The sequence below is a fragment of the Alteromonas sp. IB21 genome (assembly GCF_016405965.1).
In the GTDB taxonomy this organism is placed as follows: Bacteria; Pseudomonadota; Gammaproteobacteria; order Enterobacterales; family Alteromonadaceae; genus Alteromonas.
This window is the reverse complement of the sequence record NZ_JAEFCD010000076.1, coordinates 1-663: the sequence shown is the minus strand read 5'-3', so window position 1 is coordinate 663 and position 663 is coordinate 1. Positions and strand designations below refer to the sequence as shown.

Annotated in this window: 1 protein-coding gene; it reads right to left on the bottom strand. The window is 45.2% G+C overall.

The genetic code is table 11. The annotated features are described in order from the left end of the window. Positions 1-313 precede the first annotated feature (313 nt). Positions 314-663 (bottom strand): efflux RND transporter permease subunit (locus JC525_RS19790; protein ID WP_198817876.1); only part of this gene is annotated, 350 nt, incomplete at its 5' end.

Genomic DNA, 663 nt, shown 5'->3' with positions numbered 1-663 from the left:
AAGACAAACAGCAGACGTTCAGGGCTCTCTGCTCTTGATTCCGATATTTACCATAAGCGGAAGTTAATATGCTTTATTCTGACTGACTCTTCAGTGGCATAAAGCAGTTATTCAGACCACAATAGTCCACAGGATGCGCCTCCAAAAGCCGAATGTTGAATATTACAATTGATAACCAACCCTACAACTCCAAATTTTTATTACAAAGCGATTTACGAGCCACCTCCCCATTTTGTCAAAAGAAGTCGAATGATCGTCATGGGGGTAAGTAAATCCGGGGCATTGATTTATAAACCCAAATGCCCCAGTGCTGCTAATTCACCTTATAGTGAACGAGTCTATAGAGTACAGGTAGTACAACCAGAGTTAACAAGGTAGAGGATATGATCCCACCAATGACCACCGTTGCCAGAGGTCGCTGCACCTCTGCGCCAGTACCTACGTTAAGCGCCATGGGCACGAAACCAAGACTCGCCACTAACGCTGTCATCAGCACTGGCCGCAAGCGAGTCATTGCACCATCAATAATCGAGTTTACCAACTCGCCAGTCTCTTCCATCCTCTGCCTGATAAAAGACAGCATTACCAGACCATTCAATACAGCAATACCAGAGAGCGCGATAAAACCAATCCCTGCCGATATTGAAAGAGGCATATCTCTGA